Origin of the sequence: Pseudomonas sp. WPR_5_2 (assembly GCF_003634475.1) — a bacterium.
In the GTDB taxonomy this organism is placed as follows: Bacteria; Pseudomonadota; Gammaproteobacteria; order Pseudomonadales; family Pseudomonadaceae; genus Aquipseudomonas; species Aquipseudomonas izuensis.
The window spans coordinates 35165-58373 of record NZ_RBLA01000002.1 but is presented as its reverse complement, the minus strand read 5'-3'; the positions used below and the strand labels follow the sequence as shown (position 1 = coordinate 58373).

General features: G+C 59.2%; 16 protein-coding genes and 1 pseudogene. 6 read left to right on the top strand and 11 right to left on the bottom strand.

Going from position 1 to position 23209, the window contains the following annotated elements:
• Positions 1–159 precede the first annotated feature (159 nt).
• Positions 160–1281: an HlyD family secretion protein gene (locus tag BJ917_RS08910; RefSeq protein WP_121103142.1), complete on the top strand. Its 1122-nt coding sequence runs from the start codon at positions 160–162 to the stop codon at positions 1279–1281.
• A complete protein-coding gene (locus BJ917_RS08905; protein WP_121103141.1) occupies positions 1278–2870 on the top strand; it encodes a DHA2 family efflux MFS transporter permease subunit in 1593 nt (530 codons plus the stop codon). The genes BJ917_RS08910 and BJ917_RS08905 overlap by 4 nt, the downstream gene beginning before the upstream one ends.
• 128 nt (positions 2871–2998) lie before the next feature.
• Here the strand turns inward: BJ917_RS08905 and BJ917_RS08900 are convergent, their stop codons facing one another.
• The 5 genes and pseudogenes from BJ917_RS08900 to BJ917_RS08880 form a co-directional block, all read right to left on the bottom strand.
• A complete protein-coding gene (locus BJ917_RS08900; RefSeq protein WP_096509887.1) occupies positions 2999–3439 on the bottom strand; it encodes a carboxymuconolactone decarboxylase family protein in 441 nt (146 codons plus the stop codon).
• Positions 3440–3677: 238 nt separating this feature from the next.
• Entirely contained in the window at positions 3678–5123 is a 1446-nt protein-coding gene (locus BJ917_RS08895; protein ID WP_096509886.1) for a mechanosensitive ion channel domain-containing protein, read from the bottom strand.
• Positions 5124–5333: 210 nt separating this feature from the next.
• A complete protein-coding gene (gene ycaC / locus BJ917_RS08890; protein WP_096509885.1) occupies positions 5334–5960 on the bottom strand; it encodes an isochorismate family cysteine hydrolase YcaC in 627 nt (208 codons plus the stop codon).
• 56 nt (positions 5961–6016) lie between these two features.
• Positions 6017–6475 (bottom strand): annotated as a pseudogene (locus tag BJ917_RS08885) (isochorismatase family protein); the annotation flags it as partial.
• A gap of 14 nt (positions 6476–6489) precedes the next feature.
• Positions 6490–7356, bottom strand: coding sequence for a pirin family protein (locus BJ917_RS08880; RefSeq protein WP_121103140.1), 867 nt, complete (start codon positions 7354–7356; stop codon positions 6490–6492).
• A gap of 107 nt (positions 7357–7463) precedes the next feature.
• Here BJ917_RS08880 and BJ917_RS08875 point away from each other — a divergent pair, with 107 nt between their 5' ends.
• On the top strand, positions 7464–8369 hold the full coding sequence (locus BJ917_RS08875; RefSeq protein ID WP_121103139.1) for a LysR substrate-binding domain-containing protein: 906 nt from the start codon (positions 7464–7466) through the stop codon (positions 8367–8369).
• A 264-nt stretch (positions 8370–8633) separates the two neighbouring features.
• A complete protein-coding gene (gene dkgB / locus BJ917_RS08870) occupies positions 8634–9437 on the top strand; it encodes a 2,5-didehydrogluconate reductase DkgB (protein WP_096509882.1) in 804 nt (267 codons plus the stop codon).
• 10 nt (positions 9438–9447) lie between these two features.
• On the opposite strand, the gene BJ917_RS08865 is transcribed toward dkgB, so the two are convergent.
• From BJ917_RS08865 to BJ917_RS08830, 6 genes are all read right to left on the bottom strand, one after another.
• Positions 9448–12684 carry a transporter substrate-binding domain-containing protein gene (locus tag BJ917_RS08865; protein ID WP_121103138.1) on the bottom strand — a complete coding sequence of 1079 codons (3237 nt, stop codon included), beginning with the start codon at positions 12682–12684 and terminating at the stop codon, positions 9448–9450.
• Positions 12685–13311 (bottom strand): response regulator transcription factor, encoded by a 627-nt coding sequence (locus BJ917_RS08860; RefSeq protein WP_096509881.1) that lies wholly within the window; start codon positions 13309–13311, stop codon positions 12685–12687.
• A 93-nt stretch (positions 13312–13404) separates the two neighbouring features.
• Entirely contained in the window at positions 13405–13818 is a 414-nt protein-coding gene (locus tag BJ917_RS08855; RefSeq protein WP_121103137.1) for a response regulator, read from the bottom strand.
• Between the two features lie 283 nt (positions 13819–14101).
• Positions 14102–16819 (bottom strand): magnesium-translocating P-type ATPase, encoded by a 2718-nt coding sequence (gene mgtA / locus BJ917_RS08845; protein WP_121103136.1) that lies wholly within the window; start codon positions 16817–16819, stop codon positions 14102–14104.
• Between the two features lie 454 nt (positions 16820–17273).
• Positions 17274–18008 carry a thioesterase II family protein gene (locus BJ917_RS08835; protein ID WP_096509878.1) on the bottom strand — a complete coding sequence of 245 codons (735 nt, stop codon included), beginning with the start codon at positions 18006–18008 and terminating at the stop codon, positions 17274–17276.
• A 166-nt stretch (positions 18009–18174) separates the two neighbouring features.
• Positions 18175–19347, bottom strand: coding sequence for an MFS transporter (locus BJ917_RS08830; RefSeq protein ID WP_121103135.1), 1173 nt, complete (start codon positions 19345–19347; stop codon positions 18175–18177).
• Positions 19348–19605: 258 nt separating this feature from the next.
• Between BJ917_RS08830 and BJ917_RS08825 the strand changes: the two genes are divergently transcribed.
• Together BJ917_RS08825 and BJ917_RS08820 are read left to right on the top strand one after the other, a co-directional pair.
• Positions 19606–21432, top strand: coding sequence for a glycoside hydrolase family 15 protein (locus tag BJ917_RS08825; RefSeq protein ID WP_121103134.1), 1827 nt, complete (start codon positions 19606–19608; stop codon positions 21430–21432).
• Between the two features lie 264 nt (positions 21433–21696).
• A complete protein-coding gene (locus BJ917_RS08820) occupies positions 21697–22278 on the top strand; it encodes a LysR family transcriptional regulator (RefSeq protein WP_121103133.1) in 582 nt (193 codons plus the stop codon).
• Positions 22279–23209 lie beyond the last annotated feature (931 nt).

Sequence of the window (23209 nt, the reverse complement as noted above, 5' to 3'; positions counted from 1 at the left end):
GCGAGCAGGCTCGCTCCCACAATAAATCTACCGCGATCCCCCCTTCTCATTTCCCGCCAATACCACCTGACGACCGGCAGCAAAAATAAATTGCCACTAAATATGACATGCGTCATATTACGTACGTAATTAAATGCCGTTTCCTACAGGTAATCCTCCATGACCAGCATGCCTTCCGTTGAGCCCGACCTGGCCGTCCCGGTGACCGCCCCCAAGCCTCCCCTGCTCAAACGCCTGCTCCTGCCGACCCTGGGCATCGCCGCGCTGGTGCTGGCCGGTGTGTACGCCGCGCACTGGTGGACGAACGGCCGATTCATCGAGGAAACCGACGACGCCTACATCGGCGGCGACGTGACGGTGATCGGCTCGAAAGTCGCCGGTTACATCGACGAAGTGCTGGTGACCGACAACCAGACGGTCAAGGCCGGTGACGTGCTGATCCGCCTCGATTCCCGCGACTACCGCGCCAATCTGGCCAAGGCCGAAGGTGCGGTGGCGGCTGAAGAAGCCCTGCTCGCCAACCTCGACGCCACCGAACAGCTGCAACAGGCGGTCATTGGCCAGGCCCGTGCCGGCATCGATGCCGCTGGCGCCGAAACCGCCCGTTCGCGGGATGACGATGCCCGCTACAAAAAACTGGTCAGCACCAACGCTGTTTCTGTGGAAAGCGCCCAACGGGCCAACGCCACCTTCAAGACCGCACAGGCTCAAAGCAGCCGTGCCCAGGCTGAATTGCTGGCGGCACAACGGCAACTGAATGTCATCGCCACCCAGAAACAACAAGCCCGCGCCGCTTTGATTCAAGCCAAAGCCGAGCGCGACCTGGCGCAGTTGAACGTCGGCTACACCGAGTTGCGCGCGCCGGTGGATGGCGTGATCGGCAATCGTCGGGCGCGGGTTGGCGCGTATGCCCAGGCCGGCTCGCAACTGTTGTCGGTGGTGCCCTCCAGTGGCTTGTGGGTCGATGCCAACTTCAAGGAAGACCAATTGGCGCGCATGACGCCCGGCCAGCGGGTAGTGATTCATGCCGACGTGCTGTCGGGGCAGGAATTCCACGGTCATCTGGACAGCCTCGCGCCGGCCAGCGGTTCGCAATTCAGCGTACTGCCGCCGGAGAACGCCACGGGCAACTTCACCAAGATCGTGCAGCGAGTGCCGGTGCGCATCCATCTTGATCCGGCCGACAGCGTGCTCGGCCATCTGCGTCCAGGCCTGTCGGTCACCGCTGAAGTGGACACCCGTAAAGCGCCGGATGCGCCTGCAGTGGCCAGCGCGCCATGAGCCGCGCCCTCGCCGCCCCGGCGCAACCGTTCAATGCCGCGAGCATGGCCACGGCGACCAAGGTCTTCGCCTTCGCCAGCATGTGCATCGGCATGTTCATCGCGCTGCTGGATATCCAGATCGTCTCGGCATCGCTGCGTGACATTGGCGGCGGACTGTCGGCCGGTACCGACGAAACCGCCTGGGTACAGACCAGCTACCTGATTGCAGAAATCATCGTGATCCCGCTGTCCGGCTGGTTATCGCGGGTGTTTTCCACACGCTGGCTGTTCTGCGCCTCCGCCGTGGGTTTTACCCTGACCAGCCTGCTCTGCGGCGTCGCCTGGAACATCCAGAGCATGATCGCCTTCCGCGCCCTGCAAGGGTTTCTCGGCGGCTCGATGATTCCCATGGTGTTCACCACGGCCTTCGTTTTCTTCACCGGCAAGCAGCGGGTGATTGCCGCCGCAACCATCGGCGCGGTGGCTTCGCTGGCACCGACCCTTGGGCCGGTGATCGGTGGCTGGATCACTGATATCTCGTCCTGGCACTGGCTGTTCTACATCAACCTGGTGCCGGGGGTTTTCGTTGCCGTGGCGGTGCCGATGCTGGTGAAGATCGATCAGCCGGAACTCTCGTTGCTCAAGGGCGCCGACTATCTGAGCATGGTGTTTCTGGCACTGTTTCTCGGCTGCCTGGAATACACCCTCGAAGAAGGCCCGCGCTGGAACTGGTTCAGTGACAGCACCATCCTGACCACCGCGTGGATCAGCGGCCTGGCAGGCCTGGCCTTCATCGGCCGGACCCTGCACGTAGCCAACCCGATCGTCGATCTGCGCGCCCTTAAAGACCGTAACTTCGCCCTCGGTTGTTTCTTTTCATTCGTCACCGGGATCGGCCTGTTCGCCACCATTTACCTGACACCGCTGTTTCTCGGTCGGGTGCGCGGCTACGGCGCGCTGGACATTGGTCTGGCGGTTTTCTCCACCGGGGTGTTCCAGATCATGGCGATTCCGCTGTATGCCTTTCTGGCCAACCGCATTGATTTGCGCTGGATCATGATGACCGGCCTGGGGTTGTTCGCCTTGTCGATGTGGGATTTCAGCCCGATCACCCACGATTGGGGTGCCAAGGAGCTGATGTTGCCGCAAGCCTTTCGCGGGATTGCCCAGCAACTGGCGGTGCCGCCAGCGGTGACCCTGACCCTGGGCGGGCTGGCGCCGGCGCGGCTCAAACATGCTTCGGGATTGTTCAATTTGATGCGAAACCTGGGCGGCGCCATCGGCATCGCTGCCTGCGCGACCATTCTCAATGACCGCACCAACCTGCACTTCACCCGGTTGGCCGAACACCTCAACAGCACCAACGAAGCCCTCAACCAGTGGCTGTCCCAGGTCGGCAACAACTTCGCCGCCCTGGGTCAGAGCGGCGATGTCGGGGTCAGTGCCAGCCTGCACCAGCTCTGGCTGCTGACCTACCGCGAAGCGCAGACACAAACTTACGGCGACGCATTCCTGATGATCATGGTCTGCTTCATCGTCGCCACGGCGATGGTGCCCTTGATGCGCAAGGTACAACCACCGGCCGCGCCGAGTGCGGATGCGCATTGAGGCCAGATCTGAAATTTTGCCCCCTGTGGGAGCGGGCTTGCTCGCGATGGCGTCGGTACATTCAACATCGATGTGACTGACCTACCGCTATCGCGAGCAGGCTCGTTCCTACAGTTAACCGGGGATTGTCAGGCTTGCGGGGTTTTTCGGAAGCCCACAGCCAGACGGTTCCAGCTGTTGATGGTGCTGATGGCCACGGTCAGGTCGACCATTTCTTTCGGCGTGAACTGCGCGCTGACCACGTCGTAGTCTTCGTCCGGGGCGTGGGTCAGGCTGAGCTGGGTCAGGGATTCGGTCCACAGCAGCGCAGCACGCTCGCGCTCGGTGAAGAACGGTGCCTCGCGCCAGGCCGTGACGGCGAACAGCCGGCGTGGGGTTTCGCCGCCCTTGATCGCATCGGCGGTGTGCATGTCGATGCAGAAGGCGCAGCCATTGATTTGCGAAGCGCGCAGCTTGACCAGCTCGATCAGGTTTTTTTCCAGCGGCAGTTTGGAAACGGCGGTTTCCAGGGCAATCATGGCTTTCAGGGCATCAGGCGAAGCGGTGTAGAAATCGGTACGGGTTTGCATGACGTGCTCCAGGGCAAGTGGGTGTGGACATACGTTAGTCCCGTGGGCGGTTTGCACAAATAGCCAATATGGGGGAAGTCGAGTAGGCCACTGCAGAAACGACTCAGCGATACCCTGCCGCTGAACTTCAGCCGCCTGAACCGCTACTGGCTGATCGGTCGAGGCGAGGGTCTGGACGTTGTAGGAGCGAGCTTGCTCGCTCTTACAGGAACCGCGCAGCGGCCATACGCCACGAAACTCAGCCCGTCCGCTTGAGCAACCACTGCAAAAACCCTTTCTTCTGCACCACCACCGGCACTTCCTGTGTCAATTCCTGCACTTTGTGCAGGCGGTAATCGAGCAGGGTCTTCATCGCGTCGTTGATGTCGTGCCGGGCTTCCAGGCACGGTCTGAGGTAGGCCTTTTCAATGCGGTAAAGCGTACAAGCCGTTTTCGCGGAGAACACGGCGGGCACCGAACTGTCGATCAGGATGCCGGCCTCGCCGATCACTTCCCCCGGCCCCATGCGCCCGGACTCCATTGGCATGCCGTGGCGGATCAATGAGACCGTGACCACTCCCGACTCGATGATAAACAAGTGATTGCTGACCTCCCCCGCCGCCAGGATCGTCTCCCCGGCGCGAAAGTTTTGCGGGGTCATGTTCTGGCTGAAGGTTTCTTTCTCTTCCTGGCGCAAGGTAGAGAAGATCGGCGAACTGTCGATCAACGCCCGCGCCCGTGACAGGCCGCTCGTCGGCGTGGGTTCCACACTCGACAGCAGGCACACTCCGGATGCCCGCAAGTGCCGGTATGCCAGGTCATACAGTTGATTGCACACCGTGCGCTTTTCACTCATCTGGGCGACAAACCCGCTGATTTCGTATTCCACGCCGGCAGGACTCGAACCTTTGAGCGCCACTTTGGGGCCTGGGTGATTCAACAGGATGCGACAGCCCTGCATCGCCCGCTCCAGGGCATCGATCACGGTTTGCGGGCGCACATGGGGGCTGACCTGCAGACTGATCGATACGCCGAACATATCGCTGGGCCGGCTGAAATTGGTGATCTTGGCCTTGGCGGCCAGTGAGTTGGGAATCACGATCATGCTGCCCTGGGAGGTTTGCAGGCGCGTGGCACGCCAATCGATGTCGATGACCCGGCCTTCGGTGCCGTCGATGGCGATCCAGTCATCCAGTTGATAGGGTTTGGTGGTGTTCAGGACGATGCCGGAAAACACGTCGCTGAGGGTGCTTTGCAGCGCCAGGCCGACAATGATCGCCAAGGCGCCGGACGTGGCCAGCACGCCTTTGACCGGCAGATCGAGCACGTAGGCCAGGGCGGCGATGACCGCGATCAGGAAAATCAACGCACCTAGCAGGTCCTGCAACAATCGCCCGGTGTGCCCCACACTTTGCATCATCGCTGCGCCGATCAGCACCGTCAGGGTCCGCGCGGCGAACAACCACCAGCCTATCTCCAACCCGGTGGCGGCCAGGTGCAGCGGCACATTATCCACCCACGGCGCCTGCTCCAGCGGGTTCATGCCTTCGTTGAACAGCAGGACGCTGTACAACGAGAAAATCACCACCCGTACTAACAGTTTCCAGTTGTGGTGGTTGGCACCGATCAAGCGCCACAGCACCAGATCGATCAGGATCAGGACCAGGGCGCAGATCAACGGGTGTTCGGCAAGCAACGACAGCATCAAGCGGCTCCAGCACAGGACGATGGGCAAAAGATCGCACACATTGGGCACAGTGTAGGAGCAATTGATTTGGCTGGATTCCCCTGACACCACAAAAACAAATGTGGGAGCGAGCCTGCTCGCGATGGCGGCAGAACAGTCACCATTGCAGTGACTGATCAATCGCTATCGCGAGCAGGCTCGCTCCCACAGGGTTAGGTGTTGCCCCGGTTACTTGCTGTTGGTCAGCGTGTTGTAGCTGGTCATCAGGTTGCGGTAGTCCGGGATGTGGTTGGAGAACAGCGTCGCCAGGCCTTCCACGTCGTTGCGCCAGTCGCGATGCAGCTCACAGGCCAGGCCGAACCAGGTCATCAATTGCGCGCCTGATTGGGACATGCGATCCCAGGCCGAGTGACGAGTCACTTCGTTGAAGGTACCGGAAGCGTCAGTGACCACGAACACATCAAAACCTTCGGCCAGCGCCGAGAGTGCCGGGAACGCCACGCACACTTCGGTCACTACGCCGGCGATGATCAGTTGTTTCTTGCCGGTGGCCTTGATCGCCTTGACGAAGTCTTCGTTATCCCAGGCATTGATCTGGCCAGGACGAGCGATGTACGGCGCATCCGGGAACAGTGCCTTGAGTTCGGGCACCAGCGGGCCGTTGGGCCCGGTCTCGAAACTGGTGGTGAGTACGGTTGGCAACTTGAAGTACTTGGCCAGGTCGGCCAGGGCCAACACATTGTTCTTGAAGCGATCCGGTTCAATGTCCCGCACCAGCGACAGCAGCCCCGCCTGATGATCCACCAACAGAACGGCGGCGTTATCCTTGTCGAGACGTTTGTAAGAAGTTGTCATGGCAGTAGTCCTCGCGTGTTATCGATGCCGAGTGGAAATCGGCGTGGGGTACCCGGTTAGCGCTGGGAATCCAGCACTTCGTGTTCATTCGCCACTTGCTGAGCCTTGAGGTAGCTCTCGATCAGCAATTGATAATGCGGCATGGCCTGGGCATAGACAGCGGCCCACTGCTCGGCGTCCGGACGGTTCCACGAGCCTTGCAGCTCAGAGAGCGTAGCCATAATGTCGATTGGCACCACCCCGGCCTGGGACAAGCGGGCAATTGTCAGATCAGTGGCCAGTTTCGAGTGGTTGCCGGAAGCATCGACCACCGCGAATACCTTGTAGCCTTCGTGTACGGCGGCGATGGACGGGAACGCCAGGCAAACGCTGGTCAGGGTGCCGGCGATCACCAGGGTTTTCTTGCCGGTGGCTTTGACTGCCGCGTGAAACTCGGCGTTGTCCCAAGCGTTGATTTCACCCTTGCGCGCCACGTACCGGGCATGCGGCGCGGCTTCGTGAATTTCCGGAATCATTGAAGCGCGATCGATCAGCCGTGCATCCGGCCGAAGCGACCGGACTGGAAATCGGCGAAGGCCTGGTGGATTTCCTGCTCGGTGTTCATCACGAATGGACCATGACCGACGATCGGCTCGTCAATCGGCTCGCCGCTGAGCAACAGCACCACCGCGTCCTCGCTGGACTCAAGGGTCAACTGATCGCCTTTGCGGTCGAACAGCGCCAACTGCCCCTGGCGCACCGACTCCAGGCCATTGACCTGAACCGAGCCGCGCAGGACCACCAGCGCCGTGTTGCGCCCTTCATGCAGATCAAGCGTGAGCAATTTGCCGGCATTCAGACGGATGTCCCAGACATCGACCGGGGTAAAGGTGCGCGCCGGTCCGGTGTGACCGTCGAACTCACCGGCGATCAAGCGCAGGCTGCCGGCGTTGTCCTTGAGCGCGATGCCTGGAATGTCGCCATCCAGAATGGTCTGGTAGCCGGCATCGGCCATTTTGTCCTTGGCCGGCAGGTTGACCCACAGCTGCACCATTTCCAGGGTGCCGCCGGTTTTGGCGAAACCTTCGGAGTGGAACTCTTCATGGAGAATGCCCGAGGCCGCGGTCATCCATTGCACGTCGCCAGGGCCGATCTTGCCGCCGCTGCCGGTGGAGTCACGGTGCTCCAGTTCGCCTTTGTAAACGATAGTCACGGTTTCGAAGCCACGGTGCGGATGCTGACCAACGCCTCGTCGCTCGGTGGTCGGCGTGAATTCGGCGGGACCGGCATGGTCCAGCAGCAGAAACGGGCTGATGTGTTTGCCCAGGTTGTCGTAGGAAAACAGCGTGCGAACCGGGAAACCGTCGCCGACCCAATGGGTCCGTGGGCTGGTATAGATACCGATGATGCTTTTCATGGTGCCTCCAAATAAGGTGAGTAAAGCCATGGACAAAGCTTAAAACCGTGACCTTTTCTGCACTAGACTGCAAAAATCAGCCTTAGCGTTCTATTTGGAGAACGACGGTGGAAGACCTCAACACCCTCTATTACTTCACCCAAGTGGTGGAACATCATGGTTTCGCCGCGGCCGGGCGGGCACTGGACATGCCCAAGTCCAAGCTCAGCCGACGTATCGCCGAGCTTGAAGAACGCCTGGGCGTACGCCTGCTCAACCGCACCAGCCGCCATTGTTCGTTGACCGAAATCGGCCAGGCCTATTACCAGCGTTGCCTGGCCATGCGGGTGGAAGCAGAAAGCGCCGCCGAACTGATCGAACGCAATCGCTCCGAGCCCCAGGGCCTGGTGCGCATCAGTTGCCCGACGGCGTTGCTCAACACCTGGGTCGGGCCGATGCTGACCCGCTACATGCTCAAATACCCGTTGGTGGAGTTGTTCATCGAAAGCACCAACCGCCGGGTCGACCTGATCCACGAAGGCTTCGACATTGCCCTGCGGGTGCGTTTTCCGCCGCTGGAAAACACCGACCTGGTAATGAAGGTATTGGGCAACAGCACCCAGAGCATCGTGGGCAGTCCGGTGTTCGCCGAAGGTTTATCGACACCGCCGTCGCCAGCCGACCTCAGCGGCTTGCCCAGCCTGCACTGGGGCGCGGCGCAGCGTGAATATCAGTGGGAATTGTTGGGTAGCGAGGGTGCCAGCGCGGTGATACGCCATGCGCCAAGGATGGTCACCGATGACCTGTTGGCCCTGCGTCACGCAGCCATCGCCGGGGTCGGCATCGCCCACCTGCCCAGCGTGGTGGTGCGCGACGACATCGCCGCCGGGCGCCTGGTGGAACTGGTGCCGGGCTGGGCGCCGAAGAGCGGGATCATCCATGCGATTTTCCCGTCGCGCCGTGGGTTGCTGCCGTCGGTACGGTCGTTGATCGACTTTCTGGGGGAAGAGTTCAGTCATAGTGATATTGCTTAGGGGTAAGGCTTTAAACCGTGTTGACCCCATCGCGGGCAAGCCCGCTCCCACAGGTCCGGTGGGTGAACAAAAATTGTGAAACACCTCGGTCCTTGTGGGAGCGGGCTTGCCCGCGATGGCGCCAGACTGAACACCACACATTCATCTGGCTGCCCCCCGATTCTTGACTTGCGGTAAATATTGCTTTGCCAATCCAGCGGTTTTTCTCACGGATGCAGGCGCGGATACTCGCGCTCATTCCCACCGCAACCTCTGGAGTCATTCATGTCTATCCCCGCATTCGGTCTGGGCACCTTTCGCTTGCAAGGCCAGGTGGTCATCGATTCGGTCAGCACCGGCCTGGAACTGGGCTACCGGGCCATCGACACCGCGCAAATCTACGAAAACGAAGCCGACGTCGGCGAAGCCATCGCCGCCAGCGGCATCGCCCGCGAAAAACTGTTCATCACCAGCAAGATCTGGGTGGCCAACTTCGCCGGGGATCGCCTGATCGAAAGCCTCAAGGAAAGCCTGCAAAAACTGCGGACCGACTATCTGGACCTGACCCTGATCCACTGGCCATCGCCGGAAGACCAGGTGCCGGTCGAAGAATTCATGGGCGCCCTGCTCGAAGCCAAGCGCCTGGGCCTGACCCGTCAGATCGGCGTGTCTAACTTCACCGTCGACTTGATGAAACAAGCCATCGCCGCCATCGGTGCCGAGCACATTGCCACCAACCAGATCGAGCTGCATCCGTATCTGCAAAACCGCAAGGTTGTCGAGTTCGCGCATAGCCAGGGCATCCAGATCACGTCGTACATGACCCTGGCCTACGGTGAAGTGCTCAAGGACCCGGTCATTGCCCGGATCGCCGACCGCCTGCAAGCGACTCCGGCACAAGTCACTCTGGCCTGGGCCATGCAACTGGGGCACGCGGTGATTCCTTCCTCCACCAAACGCGCCAACCTCGCCAGCAACCTCAAGGCCGGCGCCATGAAATTGAGCGACGCCGACATGGCGTTGATCGCCGGTCTGGATCGCGACCATCGCCTGACCAGCCCGAAAGGCATCGCACCGATCTGGGATTAACGAGCGGGGTCTAGCCTAAATCCTGCTCGAGCCTGTAGTCCAGGCGGGTCATGGCTTGATGCAACTGATCGACGGCGGCGTCGATCAGTGAGGCATCCCCCCTACCGCATGCACGCTCCAGTTGCTCACAACACTCGACCAGATTCTGCGCCCGGACCATCTGCGCCCCGCCCTTGATACGGTGCGCCAGGTCCTGCAAACCGTGGTAGTCGCCACTGGCATGAGCTTGCAGCAGGCACTCGCGGTCATCGCGATTGGTCACGGCCAGGTCGCTCAACAGCTGGGTGATCAGTTCATCGTCGGCCCCCGTGAATTTGCGCAGCCCGCTCAAGTCGATTTCATTGGGGGAAGGCAATGGGGTCACGCCTGCCGGTTCGCTGGAGAATCTCGAGGCCAACCATGCGCTCAAGTCGACCAGCCGGATCGGCTTGAACAGGCAGTCGTCCATGCCGGCTTCAATGCAACGAACTTTTTCCTCGGGTCGCGCATTGGCGGTGAAGCCCAGGATCACCGTCCGCTCCCCCACTTCAAACCGCTCCTCATCGCGGATCGCTCCCGCCAGTTCATAACCGCTGACCTTCGGCATGTTGCAATCGGTGATGACCAGATCGAAGGCGCGTTCACGCCATTGCTCGAAACCTTGCTGGCCATCCTCCGCGACCTGAACCTGATGCCCCAAATAACTCAATTGCCGTGAAAGCAATTCACGATTGGGTGGGTAATCGTCGACCACCAGAATGCTCAAGGGACGAACCTGCGATTTCTCCTGCGGCATTTCAATGTCGGGCAATGCTTGCAACGCCACCAGTTCCAAGCTGATGTCCACCCGGCTACCGCGCCCGAGAGCACTGTAGAGCTGCAAGCGTCCCCCCATCATTTCGCACAAGGTACGGCTGATCACCAACCCAAGGCCGGAACCCTGTCGGCCAGCTTGCGGACTGTTCCCCGCCTGCACGAACGGGCTGAACAGCCGTTGCTGGTCATAGGTACTGATGCCGATGCCGCTGTCTTCGATGCACAGCGTGACGGCAAGACGGTCAGGCGGTGCGGGCACCACCCGCAAGCACAGGCTGACCTCGCCTTCGTGGGTGAACTTGATCGCATTGCTCAGCAAATTGGACAGCACCTGCTTCAAGCGCGTGGCGTCGACCAGCACATCGCGGTCGCTGTGCTCACCCAATTCCACCCGCCACCGCAGGTTCTTCTGCCGTGCCAGGCCTTCGAAAACCCGGCACACCGACATCACCAACGCCTGCAGATTGGCCCGCTCCGGCGACAGCGACAGTTGCCCGGACTCGATACGGGCAATGTCCAGAATGTCGCCAATCAATGCCAGCAGCTGTTGCCCGGCCTTGGACGCCACCTCGATGGCCGCACGGTCGGTAACGCCCTCCTCGGCCCTTTTCTGCGCCAGTTCAAGCATGCCCAACAGGGCGTTCATCGGCGTGCGGATCTCATGGCTCATGGTGGCCAGGAACGTGGTCTTGGCGCGGTTGGCATCGTCGGCGGCGTCCTTGGCCTCCTGCAGTTGCCCCAGCAGTTGTTGGCGCAAACGAATCTGCCGACGCTGCCAGGCGATCCCGGCCAAGGCTAGCAACAGCAGGAAACCGGCCGCGGCGAATGCCTGAAAAATGGACTGTCGGTGACGTAGCCAAACGCTTTGCTCCACCATCAGGTCATTGCGCCAAAGAAGCCTCAGCTCCTCGATTTCTTCTGGGGGGATACTGAGCAACGCCTTGTCCAGGATCGAATGCAGCTCGGTCGCCTCGCGACTGGTCGCCAGGGTACTGCGGGCGGGATCGATGCCCACCGTGCTGGTCACTTGCAGGCGATCGCGGTATTGCCGGGAAATCAGGTAACGGGCACTGATCAACGAATTGATACTGCCATCGGCCTTGCCCTGGGCGACCATTTCCATGGCATCCGCTGACAAGGGGGCATCCAGACAGCGGATCAGCGGGAAGTGTTGCCGAACGAACTCGCCGGCAATGTTGCCGTAAGTCATTGCCAGGGTTTTTCCCGCCATCTCTTCGAGGGTTCTGGGGCTGTCGGGCGCCACGCGAGTCACCAGCACGGAAGGACTGCTCAGGAATGGCCGGGTAAACAGCAGGTCCTCTTCACGCCGGGTACTGAGGCCGATCCCGGCCAGCACGTCGACCTCTCCGCTCTTGATGCCGTTGACCATGTCCGTCACCGACCGCATGGCGCGGATGTCGAATTGCAACCCGGTGCGCAGGCTGATTTTCGTCAGCACATCGACCCCGATACCGCGAAACTTGCCATCGCTGTCGATGAAGGTGATCGGCGGGATATTGTCGTTGATCGCCACGCTCACACGCGGGTGTCGGTCGAGCCAGCGTTGTTCGGCCACGCTCAATTGCAGTGATTTCGTGCCCGGCATCGACGCCCCGTTCGCCCCCCACCGCCGTAGAATATTCATCTGTTCATTGGCCGGGATCGCCGCCAATGCCTGGTTGACGATGCGCAACAGCCGCCGGTTGTCGCGGCTCAGGGCAAAGGCGAAGTGACCGGGTTCCATGGGTGAAAAGTCGGCCAGCAGGACGTTATTGAGATAGTTTTTGCTGATCAGGTAATGGGCAGAGAGGGCATCCCCCAGAAAGACATCCGCCTGACCGAAAGCCACCGCCCCCACGGCTGCCAGGGTCGAGGGGTAAAGCCGAACATCAGTCTCGGGATAGAACTGTTTTACGCTGTGTTCAGGCAGGTAGTGGTCCACCATCGCCAGGCGCTTGCCGGCCAAGGTCGGGTCCGGCACATTCGGCAAATCGGTACGTGCCACCAGTACCGGTTGATCGACGGCATAGGCGCTGGACATCTGTAGCTGTGGATCCTGTGCCTCATACCGGTTGGCCGTTCCCAGCAAGTCCGCATCCCCTTGCTTGAGCGCCCGGATTGCCTCCTCTCGCGACGTAAGGCGCCGCACCTGAACCTCCACCTGTAACAACTGACTGAGCAGACCGGCATAGTCCGCCGTCATGCCTTCAAGTGCGCGATCGGTGGGGGTGATTTCGAAGGGCGGATAAGGGACTGAAACGGCCAGCACCAGCTTGCCTTTTTGCTGCAACCAGCGGGTATCGGCTTCAGAGAGCCGGGCGGTATAACCCTCTACGCTGGAGCGTCCCAGCAACGTCAGTGTTTGTGGTTGGGCGCTGACAGTGATGCCCCACAGGACAACGCCCAGCAATAGCAGGCTTTTCAAAACGCGCGGACATCGCAAGGCGTTCATTCAGATCAAATGATTGCGCAAGGCAAGATCGCGCAAATGCACCAACGACTCCACGTTGAGTTTTTCGATCAAACGGGTCTTGTAGGTGCTGACGGTTTTGTGGCTCAAATGCAGGGCCTCGGCGATGGCCTTGTTGCTCATGCCCCGGGCCAGTTGCTGGAAGATCGTCAATTCGCGGTCCGACAAATTGTCGATCATCTGTTTTTCGGTGCGTTGCATGATGCTCATCGACACCGAACTCGAGGGCAGGCGCGCGAAATAAGTGTATCCGCCCATCACCGCGTGCACGGCTTTTTGCAAATGCTCCAGATCGTTGGTCTTGGCGACATAGGCCGAGGCACCGGCACGCATGCAACGATCCTGGAAATGCTCCGCTTCCTGGGACGTGAAGACCACGATCCGGCACCGCACTTCGCTTGCCTGGATACGTGCCAGCACCTCCAGCCCGTCGAGGCACGGCATGTTCAAATCCAGCACCACCAGATCCGGCTCGTGCTGGCGGATCATCGGTAAAACTTCGTTGCCAGTGCCGGCTTCAAGGATGTGCTTGTAGCCCTCCTGCCTGAGTACGATTTTGAGTGCCCCGCGAATCACCGGATGATCGTCCGCAATCAACACTCGCTTCATGGCAACTCCCTGGGCAAAAGCACGACGATGGGGCAAGGCCCGAATTGAACGCAGTAGCTGCGCTTGGACTTTGGCACGGATAACTGCGCGGCACTACCTGACAGAAATGACAGTGCCGACGAACGGTAACCGCGGATCGACGACGGCCATCAGGCGCTGGATTGATGCGAGATCAGGCAACGAAGCGTGGCTTACCTGAACCCCCTGTTTTTCACCGGCGGGAATGGGTGACAGCCCGGCCTGCGCACCGTTGTAGATCAACACGTGATCCAGTTGCCGGTTATCGAGGCACAAATCCAGCAGATCCAGCTTGCCATCGGCCAGTGCAGCATCGACGACCAGCAGGTCGAAGGGCTCGCTGGCGTACTCCACCAGAATCAGCAGTTCTTCGAGGCTCTGCACCGGCGCCACCCCGTAGTAGCCAAGCTGGTTGAACCAGCGTTCGATCCGCAACCGGTGAAAGTGTTGTTCGTCAGCGATCAGGATGCGTAATGACTTGTTCGACAACGTGGCCCCCCGCAAGCGAGTCAGATTAATGAGGGCGCAAGGCTACGGAAGACCCCTCGAGCTTTCTGTAGGACTTTTCCTAAATACCAACCCCCATCGGATACGCGCGATCACAATTGTTGCGTCCCCCTGTGGGAGCGAGCCTGCTCGCGAAAGCGGTGGGTCCGTCAGCATGGATATTGGATGGGATGGCCTCTTCGCGAGCAGGCTCGCTCCCACCGTGGATCTCGGTCGCTCGGATACTTCCTCCCAACCAAAGAATCCACCACAGGGAGCGGCGGAATCATTGCCAGCCAAACCGCCGGATGTAGAACCCCTTCACCGCCTGGGTCAGGCCCATGTATGCCAGCAGAATTACCGGTAGGAACACGAAGTACAGCGACGGCAGCGCCTGCAGCTTGAAGTAATGCGCCAGCGGTCCCATCGGCAGGAAAATCCCCACGGCCATGATGAGCCCGGTCATCACCATCAGCGGCATCGCCGCGCGGCTTTGCAGGAAAGGCACCCTCGGCGTGCGGATCATGTGCACGATCAGCGTCTGGGTCAGCAGCCCGACCACGAACCAGCCGGACTGGAACAGTGTCTGATGGTCCGGGGTATTGGCATCGAACACGTACCACATCAAGGCAAAGGTCGTGATATCGAAGATCGAGCTGATCGGCCCGAAGAACAGCATGAACCGACCGACATCCGCCGGCTGCCAGCGTTGCGGTTTCTTCAGCATGTCGGCGTCGACGTTATCGAACGGAATGGCGATCTGCGAAATGTCATAGAGCAGGTTCTGCACCAGCAGGTGCATCGGCAGCATCGGCAGGAACGGAATGAACGCGCTGGCCACCAGCACCGAGAACACGTTGCCGAAGTTGGAACTGGCGGTCATCTTGATGTACTTGAGCATGTTGGCGAAGGTACGCCGCCCTTCCAGCACGCCCTCCTCCAGCACCATCAGGCTTTTTTCCAGCAGGATGATGTCCGCCGCTTCCTTGGCGATGTCCACGGCACTGTCCACCGAAATACCAATGTCGGCGGTGCGCAGGGCCGGCGCATCGTTGATGCCGTCGCCCATGAATCCGACCACATGACCGTTGCCCTTGAGCAGGCGCACGATGCGTTCCTTGTGCGACGGCGTCAGTTTGGCAAAGACGTTGGTACGCTCCACCGCGACCGCGAGTTCGGCATCGGTCATGCGTTCAACGTCGTTGCCCAGCAGCAGGCCTTGTTGCTCCAGTCCGACTTCACGGCAGATTTTCGCGGTCACCAGTTCGTTGTCGCCGGTGAGCACCTTCACCGCTACGCCGTGGGCAGCCAGGGCCTTGAGCGCCGGGGCCGTGCTTTCCTTGGGTGGATCAAGGAACGCTACGTAACCGATCAGGGTCAGTTCCCGTTCATCGGCCAGGCTGTAGGTATCGCGCCCTTCGATCATTGGCCGGGCCGCCACGGCAACCACCCGCAGACCTTCGGCGTTGAATGTCGCAGTGACCTGGCGGATCCGCGCCAGCAGCACTTCGCTGAGCACTTCATCCACCTCGCCATGACGCACCCGCGAGCAGACCCCCAGCACTTCCTCCACGGCACCTTTGCAGATCAGCAGATGCGGTTGATCACGTTCGGCGACCACCACCGACATGCGCCGACGTGTGAAGTCGAACGGGATTTCATCGACCTTGCGAAACGCCGTGCCGACTTTCAATTCACGGTGGATTTCCACGTGTTCGAGCACTGCCACGTCCAGCAGGTTTTTCAGGCCGGTCTGGTAGTAACTGTTGAGGTAAGCCATTTCCAGTACGTCATCGGAGTCATTGCCCCAGACATCGACATTGCGCGCCAGGAAGATCTTGTCCTGGGTCAGGGTGCCGGTCTTGTCGGTGCACAGCACATCCATGGCACCGAAGTTCTGGATCGCATCCAGACGTTTGACGATGACTTTTTTGCGCGACAGGAACACCGCGCCCTTGGCCAGGGTCGAGGTCACGATCATCGGCAGCATTTCCGGGGTCAGGCCCACGGCAATCGACAGTGCGAACAGCAGCGCCTGGGTCCAGTCACCCTTGGTGAAGCCATTGATGAACAGCACCAGCGGCGCCATGACGAACATGAAGCGGATCAACAACCAGCTGACTTTGTTGACCCCGGTCTGGAACGAGGTGGGGGCACGGTCGGTGGCGCCGACCCGTTGCGCCAGCGCACCGAAATAGGTGTTGTTGCCGGTGGTGAGGATCACCGCCATCGCTGTGCCGGACACCACGTTGGTGCCCATGAACAGAATGTTGTCCAGGTCCAGTGGATTGAGGGTGTCGCTGTCATGGCGGCGCGGAAATTTTTCCACCGGCATCGATTCACCGGTCATGGCCGCCTGGCTGACGAACAGGTCCTTGGCACTGAGCACCCGGCAATCGGCGGGAATCATGTCGCCGGCCGACAGCACGATCAGGTCGCCGGGTACCAGTTGCTTGATCGGCAATTCAAGACGCTGTGTACCGCCGTTTTCCAGATCCCGGCGCAACACCGTCGCGGTGTTGCTCACCATCGCCTTGAGCGCATCGGCGGCCTGGTTGGATTTGCTTTCCTGCCAGAAGCGCAGCAAGGTCGAGAGCACCACCATGGAAAAAATCACGATGGCGGCTTTCATGTCTTCGGTCAGCCAGGAGATGACCGCCAGCAACGTCAGCAGGAGGTTGAACGGATTCTTGTAGCAGTGCCACAGGTGCGTCCACCACGGCAGCGGTTGTTCGTGCTCGACCTCGTTGAGACCGAATTGCTCGCGCAGTGCTTCCGCTTCCAGTTCGCTCAAGCCGTCGGTGTGACTGCCCAAAGTGCCCAGCAGCGCGCCGGTGTCGCTGCCGGCGGCGCTGACCAGGGTTTGCGCCAGGGTCGGCGGCACCTCGCGGCTGACCGTGGTGTCGGTGAAGTTTTCCAGCAGCGCCAGGCGACGGAAGTGCCGGGCGATGTGGCGGGTGCGCAGGAATCCGGCGAAGAATTCCTTGAGCAGGGTCAGGTTCATGGCAGTTCCCCCAGGATCAGCCGGGAAACCGTCGAGCAGGCGTGTCGGTGCGCCGCGATGACGACAAAAGGTCGAACATCACGCACGGTTCAGCGTCGATGAGAAGGACGTCGGGACACCGGCCGGAAATGGCCGTGATCGGGATGCCGCTGCTCGCTATTACGGCGAGACAACGGCACAAAAAGATGGCGCGTTATCAGGCCGAGGATGTGCCGGTTATCGAAACCGGCCGACTACTGTCACTCGAACAAGTACCCACTGTGGGTCTCCGCTATGGATTGAAAACGCGCGAAGCTTACGCCCCGGTATGTGGAGAGTAAACCTGTTACAAAACCTTGCAGGGGGAATCGCGGGGTTCTTCAGGAAGGGTTCAGCTTTGAGGATTTGTAGCGTTCATTCGGGCCCCTTCGCTGCGATGCGGCGATCCGACAAGCCAGCTCCTACAGGCGTCGGATCAGGCGCTGGCAACCATGGCGTGTCGGCGATGATGCACTTCAAGCTGATCCTTGATCACCTTGAGTACCTTGGCCTCATGTTCATGAATGAAGAAGTGCCCGCCGCCAAGCATGTCCACGGAGAAGCTGCCACGGGTTTCCTTGCTCCAGCCGATCAACTGCTCGATGGTGGCCCGGTCGGCCTTGCCGCCGAGCACGTGTACCGGGCACTGGAGCAGTGGACGTGGCAACGGCTCGAACCGCCCGCACAACTGGAAGTCGGCGCGCAGGATCGGCAGGGTCAGGCTCATCAGCTCCTGGTTGGCCAGCACTTCCTCGCTGGTGCCGTTGAGCGTGCGCAGTTGCTCGATCAGTTCGGCATCGGTCCTGGGCTCGGCAAAACCACGGTCGTAGTCGGCACGCATTGTCGGCGCAGCGGTACCCGAGGCAAACAGGGCCACCGGCTCCGCACAGCCGAGCGAGCGAAACGCATGGGCCATCTCACAGGCCAGCAACGCGCCGAGGCTATGGCCGAACAGCGCATAGGGTGCCTTGAGCGTGGTTTTTTGTTCCTGCGCCAGTTGCAGCGCCAACCGCCGCATATCGGTGTGCAATGGCTCACCAAACCGCGCGCCCCGCCCCGGCAGCTCCACCGGCTGCAGTTTCAGCCACTGCGGCAGTTTGTTCCGCCAGCGGCTGTAAACCATGGCGCTCGCACCCGAATAGGGCAGGCACAGCAATGTCAGCTGGGTCACCGGGCTTACCTCGAAAAGTTGTCTGTATAGGGAGAACGGATGAAACCTGACAGAAATTAGTCGAAGGAGTATCCCTGTGGGAGCGAGCCTGCTCGCGATGGTGTATCAGTCGAGATCAATGTGGCTGACACTCCATCGCGATCAGGCTCGCTCCCACAATTAACCTCTATTTCAAATGACGGAAACTCTGCACCGCAGAACCCAACACCACGGCCCCCGCCGCAATCGCCACCCAAAACCCACTGCGCGCCCCGAACGCATCCACCAGCCACCCGGAACTGGCCGCGCCGATCGCGACGCCGATGCTCAAGCCGGTGACCAGCCACGTCAAGCCTTCAGTGAGCTTGGCCGGCGGCACGATCTGCTCCACCAGGGCCATGGCGACAATCAGGGTCGGGGCAAAAAACAGCCCGGCGACGAACACCGCCAGCGACAGCCCGAAAATATTCGTCGCCAGCAACAGCGGCAAGGTCGTCACCGCCGTCGCTACCCCACCGTAGAGAAACAGGCGCGGCAGCGGCACCTTCGAACGCAGCGCGCCAAATGCCAGCCCGGCCAGGCATGAGCCGATGGCGTACACCGACAGCACATTACTCGCCGCCGCGGGTTGCCCCTGCTGCTGGGCGAAAGCCACGCTGACCACATCCACCACGCCGACGATGGTGCCCATGGCGACCATCAACAGCATCAGCCACTGGACGTCCACAGAGCGAATGATCGAACCCATAAGATGTTCTTCATAGGGATGCACCGCCGGCTCGGTGCTGCGTTGCAGGACAAACGCCGTGACCCCGATTGCCAGCATCAACAATGCCGCCAGCGGCCCGGCCTCGGGGAACGCCACCACGCACAGACCCACCGACAACGGCGGCCCGACAATGAAGCAGACTTCGTCCAGCACCGACTCCAGGGCATAAGCGGTCTGCAGTAGCGGCTGGCCGCGATACAACTCGGTCCAGCGCGCCCGCACCATCGCCGACATGCTCGGCATGCAACCGGCCAGCGCGGCGAACACGAACAGCGTCCATTGCGGCGCCTGCAAACGGGTGCAGAGCAACAGCAGCAACAACGCCCCGCCGCCGATCAGCGCCGACACTGGCAGGATCCGCCGCTGACCGAAACGGTCCACCAGCCGCGACACCTGTGGCGCGCAAAATGCCGTGGCCAGCGCAAACGTCGCCGCCACCGCCCCGGCCAGTGCGTAGCCGCCCTGCAACTGCGAAAGCATGGTGATCAGGCCGATACCGGTCATGGAAATCGGCATGCGCGCGATCATCCCGGCCAGTACGAAGGCTCGGCTGCCTGGGGCCTTGAACAGTTCGCGGTAGGGGTTTGCCATGGGGGTTCGGACTCGATAAGGGCCTGCAAGTTGCCATAGGGCTGGCAGCGGGGGAAAGAGTCGAATTGTTGGTTGAATGTGAAGGCCCCTTCGCGAGTAGGCTCTCTCCCACAATGGACCGCATACACCATTCAACTGTGGGAGCGAGCCTGCTCGCGAAGAGGCCGGCAAAGCCACCTTGTCATTCCAGGCTAATGAACTCTCCCCCCCCAGACCAGTCCTCTGTTCAGGCTCTCAGTTCCCGGAGTACTCCCGACAATGACTGACCACCACCCCGAACGCCAAAGCACCATCGATGCCCACGGCATTATCGGCGACATGCGCAGTGCCGCGCTGGTCAATGACAAGGGCAGCGTGGATTTTTTCTGCTGGCCGGAATTCGATAGCCCATCGATTTTCTGTTCGCTGCTGGACACCCCCGAAGCAGGGATTTTCCAACTGTCCCCGGACTTGCCCGACGCCCGCCGCGAGCAAATCTACCTGCCTGATACCAACGTGCTGCAAACCCGCTGGCTGAGCGACCGCGCTGTAGTGGAAATCACCGATCTGCTGCCCATTGGCGACACTGAGGATGAGTTGCCGATGTTGATGCGCAGGGTGCGGGTGGTCAGTGGCAAGGCAGACTTTCATCTGCGATGTGCCGTGTGCCATGACTATGCCCGCGCGGGTACACGTGCCCGCCTCGACAATAAAGATGTGATCTTCGACGCCGCCAATCAGCCGTCCCTGCGCTTGTCATCGGCCCAGACCTTGAGCATCGACGGCAACGCCGCCGTCGCCGAATTCACTCTCGAACAGGACCAGACCGCCGAGTTTCTGCTCGGCGCCATCGATGATCCGCGCTTCAAGAAAGGCGCCGCGGATTTGTGCCTGGAGCGCACGCTGAAGTTCTGGCGCGACTGGATCGGCCAGTCCAACTATCGCGGCCGCTGGCGGGAAATGGTCAGCCGCTCGGCGCTGGCCATGAAGCTGCTGACTTCACGCAAACACGGCGCAATCCTTGCGGCGACGACCTTCGGCCTGCCGGAAAACGTCGGTGGCGAACGCAACTGGGATTATCGCTATACCTGGATCCGCGACGCCTCGTTCACTGTGTACGCCTTCATGCGCCTGGGCTTCACCGAAGAGGCCAACGCCTACATGCGCTGGTTGCGTGGGCGGGTCAGCGACTGTCACGGCAAAGCCATGAAACTGAATATTCTGTATGGCATCGATGGTCGGCAGGAACTGCCGGAAATCGATCTCACGCACCTGTCGGGTCATGGCGGCGCGACGCCGGTACGCATCGGCAATCTGGCTTACGCGCAAGTTCAACTCGACATCTTCGGCGAGCTGATGGACGCGGTGTACCTGGTCAACAAGTACGGCGAAGCCATTTCCCACGAGGGCTGGAAACACACGGTGGAAGTGGTCGATCAGGTCTGCGACACCTGGCAGCAGGAAGACGTCGGCATCTGGGAAATGCGCGGCGAACAACATCACTTTCTGCACTCGCGCCTGATGTGCTGGGTGGCGCTGGACCGGGCGATCCGCCTCGCTTCGAAACGCTCCCTGCCAGCCCCGTTCGCCCGCTGGGACCAGACCCGTCAGGCGATCTACGCCGACATCTGGGGGAACTTCTGGAATGAAGAACACGGGCATTTCGTCCAGCACATCGGCGGCACCGGCCTCGACGGTTCGATGCTGCTGATGCCACTGGTGCGTTTCGTCAGCGCCAGGGACCCACGCTGGCTTGCCACCCTCGATGCCATCGAGAAAAACCTGGTGCGTGACGGTATGGTTTACCGCTACCGCAACGAACACACCCACATCGACGGCCTGCCCGGCACCGAAGGCGCGTTCGCCGCGTGCTCCTTCTGGTACGTCGAGTGCCTGGCCCGCGCCGGACGGGTGGAAAAGGCCCATCTGGAATTCGAGCAACTGCTGCGCTATGCCAATCCGTTGGGGTTGTACGCTGAAGAATTCGACAGTCACGGGCGGCATATGGGGAATACGCCGCAAGCGTTGACGCACCTGGCGTTGATCAGCGCGGCGTGTTTTCTGGATCGGAAGTTGAGTGGGGAGAAGGGGTTTTGGCAGCCGTGAGAAGGTTGAGCCTTACATCAAAATAATTACCAGCCAGCTAAAAACGTCACGCATTAAAAAGTAGGAATCATCTCTAATTTATGTCGGCCGAATCCCAACCAGGCTGAACGATGTATCTAATTTTCTCGCAGACTCTATTATTAATAGAGAGCACAATCGTGCGTTACGATCTGGAATTTATCGCGAAAACAGGATCATCCACAACGATTTTACGCCCTACAAGACTGCACTAATAAAAACAATAACAAACAAGGAGAGTTTAAATTGGAACTAAGGCATCTAAAACACTTCATTGGTGTAGCTGAAGAATTGCATTTTGGCAGAGCCGCTGACCGTTTACACATTGAACAGTCACCTCTATCCAGATCAATCAAAGACCTAGAAAACGATTTAGGCGTAAAGCTGTTCGATCGGACAACTAGATCAACTAAACTCACTGACGCAGGTAAGGTATTTCTTCGTGAAGCGCGACAAGTGCTTCTAGCTGCCGAAAAAGCACGCCTATGCATAAACAGTAACTGGAGTCCCCGTACCACGACTATACGTATAGCGATTACAGAAAACCTCGCACAACCCTATACTACGAGACTCTTTGAATTAGTCAAAAAAGAAAATCCAAAGTTGAAAATATGTATATCTGAAATAAATGAAAGGCATCTAATCGCATCACTTAAATCCGGAAAAATTGATGCAGCAATCTCCCCAATCAACATTGCCATGGAGGGTTTTACCGCCATTCCGTTATGGCGCGAAGCAATAGCAACACTTATACCTATAAACCACCAACTGTCGACAAACACAACAATAAGCCTTGAAGATATAGCGTCACACCCGTTAGTTTATTAAAACCAATTTCTCAGCAAACACTCTACGAATTCACTGCAAAAACTCCAAAACAAGATACGAGACAAATAGCACCTCTGGAATACGCATCCAGTTTGGACATGCTATTGCTTCTAATAAATGTCACGCATGGAATCGGAGTTGCAACAGAATCAAACCTTTCTAAAATTAGTCACTCCGAAGTAAAAATTAGACCCTTTATATCGCCCACTCCTAAAATAACCTCATACTTAACCGCATCAAACCAAATCCAAGAAAAACTTCTCTCCCTAAGCACCGCGCGCTCGTACTACAAATTCGTAAAATTTATTCTCGGAACCAGATAACTCTTTCAAAAACAATCAAGACAAAAAAGGCAATACATTTAGACATAATTGGACTTTTTCCTCCGGTAGAAAATAGGTATTTATACCAAGGCGGGATTGGCCCGCATATGAGGAAATCAATTATGAAAAATGTTAAAACAGTTAAAAACCAGCAAAACACCAATATCGTACAGTCCACTGAGATCTCTGTACTCAATCCGCCATCAATGCCAAAACGAGCTCCAAAATTCTTGGTTCAAGGCGATAGCAATCGTCTCCGCTACTAATTAAATTTCAGATTCATCAGACAGGTAATATCACAGGTAGGCCGTTCCCCCAGCGAGTGATCTATTATGATAAATTGCAAAATCAATCTACAATCTTGCTTCGGCCTACCTACTTTCTACGACAGTAAATATTTCTGGAACGATGGGAGCTACTTAAGTGTATTGAACAACCCCTACATCAGTTCGACGCTATTTCATAGCGTCGAACGCTGGATATGCATAATTCGCCAAAGCCCACACTTAGAACCAGTCAACAAGCCATTTAACCTCAGCACACTCAAAAACTCCGAACTAAAAAAAATTTACGCAGAGTTCTCGACTCTTGATTCAGAGGGCCTTCTA